6 protein-coding genes are annotated in these 9,543 nt (G+C 69.8%); 2 read left to right on the plus strand and 4 right to left on the minus strand.

The features are described from left to right. The first annotated feature begins 1 nt into the window (after window position 1). Window positions 2–2,167, plus strand: coding sequence for a 3-hydroxyacyl-CoA dehydrogenase NAD-binding domain-containing protein (locus G531_RS0116125; RefSeq protein ID WP_169515885.1), 2,166 nt, complete (start codon window positions 2–4; stop codon window positions 2,165–2,167). Window positions 2,168–2,256: 89 nt separating this feature from the next. After that, on the plus strand, window positions 2,257–2,628 hold the full coding sequence (locus G531_RS23350) for a GatB/YqeY domain-containing protein (RefSeq protein ID WP_035759388.1): 372 nt from the start codon (window positions 2,257–2,259) through the stop codon (window positions 2,626–2,628). A 51-nt stretch (window positions 2,629–2,679) separates the two neighbouring features. On the opposite strand, the gene dxs is transcribed toward G531_RS23350, so the two are convergent. The 4 genes from dxs to G531_RS24855 all read right to left on the minus strand — a co-directional run bounded on the left by dxs (window position 2,680) and on the right by G531_RS24855 (window position 9,177). Beyond that, window positions 2,680–4,602, minus strand: coding sequence for a 1-deoxy-D-xylulose-5-phosphate synthase (gene dxs / locus G531_RS23355; RefSeq protein ID WP_051215617.1), 1,923 nt, complete (start codon window positions 4,600–4,602; stop codon window positions 2,680–2,682). 67 nt (window positions 4,603–4,669) lie between these two features. Beyond that, window positions 4,670–5,095 carry a hypothetical protein gene (locus tag G531_RS0116140; RefSeq protein ID WP_211221883.1) on the minus strand — a complete coding sequence of 142 codons (426 nt, stop codon included), beginning with the start codon at window positions 5,093–5,095 and terminating at the stop codon, window positions 4,670–4,672. A gap of 114 nt (window positions 5,096–5,209) precedes the next feature. Then, complete coding sequence (locus tag G531_RS24850; RefSeq protein WP_026928022.1) at window positions 5,210–8,086, minus strand: aryl-sulfate sulfotransferase; 2,877 nt, start codon at window positions 8,084–8,086, stop codon at window positions 5,210–5,212. Between the two features lie 110 nt (window positions 8,087–8,196). Further along, window positions 8,197–9,177, minus strand: a complete 981-nt coding sequence (locus G531_RS24855; RefSeq protein ID WP_051215618.1) for a mycothiol transferase — start codon at window positions 9,175–9,177, stop codon at window positions 8,197–8,199. Between the last annotated feature and the right edge of the window lie 366 nt (window positions 9,178–9,543).

Raw genomic sequence — 9,543 nt, forward strand, 5'->3', positions numbered from 1 at the left:
AATGAGCACCTCCGAGAACACCGTGGCGGCGACGCCCCTGTATGACGACTTCGACGCGCGGCTCGAGCAAGGGCTGGCGATGGCCGAGGGGGAAGTGATCACCCGGGCGATCGCGCGGGACATCCACCTCCCCCACGGCGCCGGCACCGCGGTCCTGATCAGCCTGGACAACGGGCTGGATCATCGGCGCCCGAACACCTTCGGCCCCGGCACCCTGCATGCCCTGTCCCGCACCCTGGACCAGGTGCAGGCCCGCGAGGACATCGTCGCCATCGCGATCACCGGCAAGCCGTTCATCACCGCCGCCGGCGCCGATCTGGGCCAGATCGCCAAGATCACCACCCACGAGCAGGCCCGGCTGGTCGCCCAACTCGGGCACGGCACCTTCCACAAGCTGGCCACCTCCAGGATCCCGACCTTCGCGTTCATCAACGGACTGGCCCTGGGTGGTGGCCTGGAGGTGGTGCTGAACTGCCAGTACCGCACCGTGTGCACCACCGCGGCCGGCCTCGGCTTCCCCGAGGTCTTCCTCGGCATCCTGCCCGGCTGGGGTGGGACCTGGATCACCCCGAACCTGGTCGGCATCCAGAACGCGGTGAAGCTGATCATCGAGAACCCGATGAACCAGAACAAGGTGCTCTCCGGCGCCGAGGCGTACCAGCTGGGACTGGCCGACGCGATGTTCGACGGCGCGGACTACCTGGCCCGCTCGATCGACTGGATGGCCCGGGTGATCGCCGGGCAGATCACCGTCGAGCGCCCCGAGATCGACCGCTCCGAGGAGACCTGGTCCGCCGCGATCAAGGCCGGCCGCCGGGTTGCCGACAGCAAGGTGGCCGGTGCCGCCCCGGCCCCGTACCGGGCCCTGGACTGCCTGGCCGCCGCGCGGACCGCCACCCGGGAGGAGGGCTACCTCCGCGAGGACCAGGGCCTGGCCGATCTGGTGATGACCGACGAGCACCGCGCCAGCCTGTACGCCTTCGACCTGGTCAACAAGCGGGCCAAGAAGCCGGCCGGGGCACCGGATCCGGCGCTGGCCGGCAAGGTGACCAAGGTCGGCATCGTCGGCGCGGGCCTGATGGCCTCCCAGCTGGCGCTGCTGTTCGCCCGCCGACTGGGCTGCCCGGTCGTGATGAGCGACCTGGATCAGGCCCGGGTCGAGCGCGGCGTCGGGTACGTCACCAGCGAGATCGAGAAGCTGCTGGCCAAGCAGCGGATCTCCCCGGACAAGGCGAACGGGCTGCGCGCGCTGGTCTCGGGCACCACCGACCAGGCCGACTTCGCCGATTGCGACTTCGTGATCGAGGCCGTGTTCGAGGAACTCGGGGTGAAGCAGCAGGTCTTCGCCGGTCTGGAGCAGCACGTCCGCCCCGACTGCATCCTGGCCACCAACACGTCCTCACTGTCGGTCAGCGCGATGGCCGCCGGCCTGCAACATCCCGAACGGGTGGTCGGCTTCCACTTCTTCAACCCGGTCGCGGTGCTGCCGCTGCTGGAGATCGTGCGCGGTGCGGCCACCGGCGACGCAGCCCTGGCCACCGCCTTCGGGGTCGCCAAGCAGCTGAAGAAGAACGCCGTGCTGGTGCTGGACTCCCCCGCCTTCGTGGTGAACCGGATACTGACCCGGCTGATGGGATCGGTGCTGGCCTGTGTCGAGGAGGGCACCCCGCTGGAGGTCGCCGACACCGCGCTGCGCCCGATCGGGCTGCCGATGACGCCGATGGCCCTGCTCCAGTTGGTCGGGCCGGGCGTCGCCCTGCACGTGGCCGAGACCCTGAACGAGGCCTTCGGAGCGGACCGGTTCCCGGTCTCGAAGAGCCTGCAGGCGCTGGTCGCGGCGAAGCGGCCGGGCTTCTACGAGCTCGACGAGAAGGGCCGCCCGTTCGTGCCCGACGAGGCCCGGGCGTTGCTGGTCCAGGGCGATGTCGCCAGCACCCCGGAGCAGGTGCTGACCCGGGCCGAGGACGCACTGGCCGATGAGATCGGCCGGATGCTGGCCGAGGGGGTCGTCCGGGCGCCGATGGACATCGACCTGTGCCTGATCCTGGGAGCCGGCTGGCCGTTCCACACCGGCGGGATCACCCCGTACCTGGATCGTCGCGGCGCCTCCGAACGGGTGCTCGGGAGGCGGTTCCTGCCGCAGGGGGTCGCCAGCCTGCCCGCCTGAGCCGGGGTTTCGTGGGTGTCGTCGTTACGGGTTGTGTCCGGGAAAAATCGGATATCCCCGGCGACGACACCCACGTACGCTTCAGAAACATGAACGCAAACCCCACGAATGCACAGAAATCGGTGCGGGACAAGTTGCGTACGGCCCTGCTGCGGGCCATGCGGAACCGCGACATCCCGGCGGTGAGCGCCCTGCGCTCGGTGCTGGGAGCGCTGGACAATGCCGAATCCACCGGGATCCCCGCACCCCGGGCCGGCGCGCTCGAGGCCTCCGGGCGTGGGATCGGGCGTGCCGATGTCGGCCGCCGGGAGTTGACCGACGACGACGTACGCCGGGTCGTCCAGCTCGAGATCACCGAGCGCGAAGAGGCCGCCGAGGCGTACGCGAGCGCCGGTCGGCCCACCCGCGTCGCGGGGGTCGAGCAGGAGATCGACGCGATCCGCGCCGCCCTTGCCGGCTAGGCCGGTCAGCTCCGGACGCCGGGCGGGGACGCCGGGCGGAGCACGCCGGACTCAGCGACTGATGCTGTGCGGATCCGGCCCGGACGGACCCGGAGCGTGATCGGTGGTCCGGGCGACGAACTCCACGGCGTAGCGGGCGATCTCCTGCGGGGTCAGCCCCACCTGCTCCAGCACCTGGGCGCGGGAGGCGTGCGCCAGGAACTCCTGGGCAATGCCGAACTCCCGCAGCGGGGTCCAGACCTCGTGCTTGCGCAGGTACTGCGAAAGGTGGGAGCCCATCCCGCCGACCTCGCCGGAATCCTCCAGGGTGAGCACCAGGTCATGGTTGCGGGCCAGGTCCACCAGATCATCGCTGATCGGCAGGGCCCAGACCGGATCGACCACGGTGACGCCGATCCCCTGCTGCCCCAGCCGCTCGGCCACCTCGATCCCCATCCCGGCGAACTGGCCGTACGCCACCACCAGCACCTTGGCGTCCTCGGCGCGGGCCAGCACATCGAGGGTGCCGATCTGCTCGATCGCGGGAATCTCGGCGACGATCGGTTCCTTGGAGTAGCGCAGCACCGTCGGTGCGTCGTTGACCGCGACCGCCTCCCGCAGACAGCGCCGCAGGCGTACCTCGTCGCGCGGCGCGGCCAGCCGCAGCCCGGGCACGATCTGCAGCAGCGACAGATCCCACATGCCGTTGTGCGAGGCGCCGTCGGAGCCGGTCACCCCGGCGCGGTCCAGCACGAAGGTGACGCCGCAGTGGTGCAGCGCCACGTCCATCAGGAGCTGGTCGAAGGCGCGGTTCAGGAAGGTCGAATAGATCGCCACCACCGGATGCAGGCCCGCGGTGGCCAGGCCGGCCGCCGAGGTGGTCGCGTGCTGCTCGGCGATCCCGACGTCGATGGTGCGTTCGGGGAAGGCCTCGGCGAAGCGCTGCAGGCCGGTGGGATGCAGCATCGCGGCGGTGATCGCGACCACATCGCCGCGTTCCCGGCCGATCGCCAGCAGTTCCTCGGAGAAGGCGTCGGTCCAGGTGCGCTTGGCATTCTTGAGCGGTTCACCGGTGATCTCGTCGATCTGACCGATTGAGTGGAAGCGATCCTGCTCGTGGGCCAGCGCCGGGTCGTAGCCGTGGCCCTTCTCGGTGAGCACGTGCACGATGACCGGGCCGCCGAAGCCCTTGGCCTGCTGCAGGGCACGTTCCAGATCGGCGATGTTGTGTCCGTCGATCGGGCCGACGTACTTCAGTCCGAGATCGCCGAACAGGCCCTGCGGCGCCAGCACGTCCTTGAGGCCGATCTTCAGCCCGTGCAGCCATTCATACATCTGCTTGCCGAAGAACGGCGCCCCGGTGACACTGCGCTTGATCACATCCAGGGTCTTCTCATAGCGCCGGTCGGTACGCAGGGCGCTGAGGTGATGGGCCATCCCGCCGACGGTCGGGGTGTAGGAACGACCGTTGTCATTGGCGATGATGATCAGCGGCAGATCCTGATCGACCACGATGTTGTTGATCGCCTCCCAGGCCATCCCGCCGGTCAGCGCCCCGTCACCGACCACGGCGACCACGCTGCGGTCGGTCTCCCCGCGCAGTTGCAGGCCGCGGGCCATCCCTTCGGCCCAGGAGAGGCTGACCGAGGCATGGGAGTTCTCCACCCAGTCGTGCTCGGACTCCGCCCGGGACGGATAGCCGGACAGACCGCCCTGCTGGCGCAGGGTGCCGAAGTCGTCGCGGCGTCCGGTCAGGATCTTGTGCACGTAGCTCTGGTGACCGGTGTCGAAGATGATCGGATCGCGCGGGGAGTCGAACACCCGGTGCAACGCGATGCTCAACTCCACCACGCCCAGGTTGGGCCCGAGGTGGCCGCCGGTGCGACTGACCTGGCGAATCAGGAAGGATCGGACTTCGTCGGCCAATTGCCCCAACTGTGCGGCATCCAGCGCGCGCACATCCTGGGGGCTATCGATCTGATCCAACAAGCGCATGAACTTCAGTCTAGGTCGCCGAGCCACTCCGGCGGGTCACCCCACGGTCGCTGATCGGCAACGATACCTACAATTTGCGGACGAACTCCTGACCGCGCAGGGCCTCCTCCACCAGGCTCACCCCACGCCGGACCCGCAGCAGCTGGGCCTGCTGCTCCTGCCACGCCTCGGCCGCCTGTTCGACCGCATGCGGCGGAACCAGCCCCGCCAGGCTCCGGCGTACGCCCGCCAGCCCGGTCCGACTGGCGGCACACTGCCCCTCGACGAACTCCTTGGCGAACTGGGCCAGCACCAGCGGATGCCGCCGCAGCACCGGATAGCCCCGATAGTCGGCCGGGCAGCAGTCGAGCAGGAATCCGACCGCGGTGGTCTCCCAGTCCGGCGCGCCGGGCGGGCGTACCTCCTCGGGCCAGCCCGGCGGCACGTAGATCTGCTCGGGGCCGGATTCCTGCTCTCGTTGTCTGCGCTGTCGGGCCTGCGCCACTCGATTCATCACAACCCGCCTCTCGAACTTATGTTCGATTCTAGGTGGGAGTGTTCGAACGGTCAACGCAGGCCGACAGCTCCTCCTCTCCCCCGGCTCAGGAGACCGGGCCGGGGGAACGGGTCAGGAGACCCGGGCCGACGGCGTACTGCCGGCGGTTCGGGTCGGGGTCACCGTGGGTTCGGCGGTGGACCCGGTCGTGGGTCCGGCCGAGCGCGCCGCCCCGGGCGCCGCCGTCGGGGCGGGCTGCGGGGTGCCGGGCTGCGGCGTACCGCCGGCCCGCGGAGTGACCGCCGGCGGAGTCGCGGACGACGGCGTACCGGCGCGCGGTACGGTCGCCGCGCGAGGCTCGCCGGAGGTCCCCACGGTGGTGCCGCCGCTCGGGGTCCACATGATCCAGCCGCGCTGGAACCACTGCACGCAGCCGGACTCGCTGCAGGTCTCCCCCGAGGTCGGATACCCCAGGCGCCCGTTCTCGGCCCCCTCCTGCAGCCAGGCCGCGCGGATCGCGTTGACCGATTCCCAGGCGCCGGCCCCCGGGGCCCAGACGATCACGCCGCCCTGGTACGCCTGCCAGCACCCGCCGCCGGTCAGCCCACATTGCTCCGGACCGCTCGGGTACCCCAGGCGACCGTTCTCGGCGCCCAGTTGCAGCCAGCGGCCCCGGATCGCCCCCTGGGACTCGTACGCCCCGGTCTGCGGCGACCAGACGATCGCGCCGCCCTCGAAGCCCTGCCAGCAACCGCCGCGCACCAGGGTGCACTGCTCCTCGGTGGTCGGATAGCCCAGCTGGCCGTTCTCGGCCCCGAGCTGGACCCAGCGGGCCCGGATCGCATTCTTGGTCAGATGGGCGCCGTTGCCGGGCGACCAGACCAGGAACCCGGCGCCCACGGCCTGCCAGCAGCCACCGCGGGTGAGTCCGCAGGCCTCGGCGCTGCGGGCATATCCCAGGGTTTCCGGACCGCCGAGTCGGGCGTACAACTGGGCGAACTCGCCGTAGACCGAGTAGGTGCCGGCCGCGCTCCAGTGGATCTCGCCATGTTCGAAGGTCTGCCGGCAGCCGTCGGTGCGGCACACCTCGTTCCCGGTCGGGTAGCCCAGTCGGCTGTTCTCCGCGCGCATCGAGCGGTAGAGGGCATCGATGCCGTTCACCGTCGCGTACGCGTGGCCGACCTTGGGTGAATAGAAGATGGTGCCGCGCTGGAACGGCCGGGCGCAGCCGTTGTCGACCAGGGCGGTGGTCATCTCCAGGGAGCGTGCCCCCAGCTTCTCGGCCAGCGCGGCCTCGGTGTCCAGCAACGGCGCGTTGCACTCCAGCATCGGCTGGTTCGCCGAGGCCCGCAGTTGCTTCAGGTCGAAGGCGTCGGGGGCGTACTTGTACCAGCGATAGTTCGGGAAGTCGGTCCGGGCCCGGTGCGCGGTCGGCACCCAGCGCAGGGTGCGCAGCACCTCGCCGGCGTCGTTGAGTTCGGTGTAGCCGTGCGAGCCGGGATCGCCGCCGAAGGAGAGCAGGTTCTCATTCGGCACCCCGATCGGCGAGCGTCGGAAGCTGCCCATGTACCGCATGTTGCCGTCGGACCCGGGGGCCTGGGCGTCGGGATCCTCCCAGGTCTGCTCCAGGGTCGCGGTCCCGGCCGCCAGGTCGAGTTGGTACTGCGCCCCGCGGGCGCGGCCATTCGGCATCTGGGTGTGGTTGTCGAACAGGGTGACGGTGACCCGGTCGTCGGTGGCGCTGCCGTCGGGGATGATCCGGGCATCGTGCTGGGCGCTGAAGGACTCGTTCTTGACCCCGGTGGCATCGGGCGTGCCCTGGATCACCGCATGCTTGGTCTGCGGATCCAGCGGCGGCCGCTGGCCGCTGCCGAGCTTCCACAGCACACGGCCCATCGACCCGTCGGCGTTGCGCTCGACGAGGTAGACCGCGCTGGTGTTGCGGCAGGAGATGATGATGTTGTACTGACCGAACTGGTTGGCGTCGGGGTCCTCACCGACCGCGTTGCAGTGGTACGGATCCAGCGCGTTCCACTTGGGGTTGGCGACCTTGGGATTGAGGATCGACTCGCGGTAGTCCAGGTGCTCCGAGGCCAGCCAGCTGTGCACCAGCTGCCCACCGGGGGTGTACTCCTCGAAGACCTGGTCGATGACGGTGGTGTACCCGTGCTGCTTGGTGTCGGGGTGCTCGGAGGTGTCGTACGGCCGGGTCCAGTACTTCATCCACATCACGTTGCCGTTGGCCAGCTCGAGGTACTCGTGCTCGTCGACCAGGCCGTCCGGGGGCCCGTGCAGGGTGGTGGTGGCGTTGCTGAGGTCGTAGTTGCGGAACCAGTCGCGGGGGTTGTCGTCGTTGACCCCGCGCGGATTGGTGCCCTGGGCCCAGTTCAGCCGGCCGTCGGCCAGCTTCTGGACGTTGATCGCCCCCGACGGGGCATTCACGTACCACACCGGGGTGCCGTGGGAGTCCATCACGAAGGCGTAGCTGGCCCCCATCTCGGCGCCGACCCAGGTGTAGTGGCTGCTGGAGACGTACCAGCCGTCGGAGACCTGCGCCTTGGTGGTGACCTCCGGGCGCGGGAAGTCCCGCGGCAGGCAGCGCAGCCAGTACTCGGAGCCGCCCCCGGAGACGATCAGCGGCTGCCCCTCGACCAGTTCGACCGCGGTCGATTCACCGTTGATGGTCACCGTCATCGGGTTGACCGAGGCCTGGCACCACAACGCGTAGTTGACGATTCCGGCCTCGAAGGCCGGCGTCAGGTCCGCGCCGCTGACGGTCAGCGACGTCACCGGGCCGGTGTTGATCCGCTCCGCGGTCGCGGCCCGGCGGGCGAGTTCGCCCCCGGGCACCGCGGCCCGGGGCTCGGCACCCGGGGACTCGGCGGCCGGCGAGGACTTCGACTCGGCCTCCGGGACGGACCGCGGTTCCGCGGGGGCCGAGCCCATCGCGGCGCTCGCCAGGGTCAGACCGAGTAATCCGGTCAGCAGTAACGTGGTCAGCTTCTTCATGGCACCCATCTCTGTCGCGACCGGAAACTCTGTTTCGGAAAGCTTTGCGTGGGTGCCCCTCACATTGGGGGCAGATACGCCGCCGTTACTGATTCGTGATCGCGAACTTGTCAGTAGGGGCGCTCCATGACCCCGACGACGTTGCCGAAGGGATCGACCACCGATCCGCCGCGATAGCCGACGCCCGGTTCGCTGAAGTCGCGGGCCGGCTGTTGGGGCGTGGCCCCCTTGGCGATCAGGTGGGCCAGGGCGGCGTCGGCATCGGGTACCCACAAATGAACGACCACTCCCCCGGGCTGTTCCGCGGTGGGTTCGCCGGCCCAGTTCCGCCCCGCGTACGCCCGGTTGAGGATGCCGAACTCGTGGTCGTGGGGCCCGATCCGGAACTCCACGTAGGCGGGGTTGTGATAGTAGGCCTCGATGCCGAACAGGTCGGCGTACCAGGACTCGGCCGCAGGCAGGTCGTCGGCGGCCAGCACCACCGTACTGATTCCGCGGGTGAACGGTGCCGGTTTCGGGGTCCACGGCTGCAGCATCCCGAAGACGGTTTCGGTGTGGCCCTGGTGGGCGGCCACCAGTTCGAAGGCGGTGCCGCCGTCGAGGGTCTCGCGGATGATGTCGCCGTGGCCGGCGTGCCGGGCGATCTCCTGCAACAGGTGCAGCCAGACCCAGCGCACCGACCAGTGGTCGTCGCCCTGCTGGAACCACGGGGCGGCCGGGATCGGCAGCGGGATGGCCGGGTCTTTCGTCCGAGCCGCATCGACCACCCCGGCGCAGACCTCGTCGAACCCTGCCAGCAGTTCGGCCGCGGTCTCCTGCCCGGTCGGGTTGCCGTTGCGGGCCCTGATCGCGGTGTTCTGCGCCTCGGTCAGCGGTTCGGGGGCGGCGAGTACGCCGTCGAGCCAGTTCTGCTGGACCACGGTCAGATGCTTCAGCACCCAGGCCAGGGACAGTGCGCTGGCACTGGGCGCGGCGTGGATCTGCCGGTCATCGAGGCCGTGAACCAGGGCTCGGACGCCATCCTGCTGGTGCGCCAGAAAGGTCGCGTACCCCTGCTGCTCGGTCTCGAAGTGATGCGGATTGAATGACATGGTGCTGCCTCCCGGTTGTCGATGACTCCAGCATCCTCGGCATGGCGGACAGGATTTGTCCGCTGGGGTTGCCGCCGTTCCGGGCGGGCCGTGTGCAGCGAAGGAGGGGGTCCCTGCAGCGAGTGGCAGCGCCCAGGGAGCGAAGGCTGACCTCCCTCCAGCGTCCCGGGGCGTCCGGGCAGCGAAGGACACTCACATGCAGCGAAGACCGACCCCGGGCAGCGAGCCCACGGACCCTCGCCACCCGCCACCTTCCTTCGCCCCATCGACAGACCCCGAAACGCAGGCGCACCGCGGCGGCCGAAGTGTCGGGACTTGCGCGAATCCCCCCATCTGCGAGGGATGAACCCGGCCAGCGCCCCGGCG

The sequence above is a fragment of the Granulicoccus phenolivorans DSM 17626 = NBRC 107789 = JCM 15570 genome, from assembly GCF_000423085.1.
GTDB classification, from domain to species: Bacteria; Actinomycetota; Actinomycetes; order Propionibacteriales; family Propionibacteriaceae; genus Granulicoccus; species Granulicoccus phenolivorans.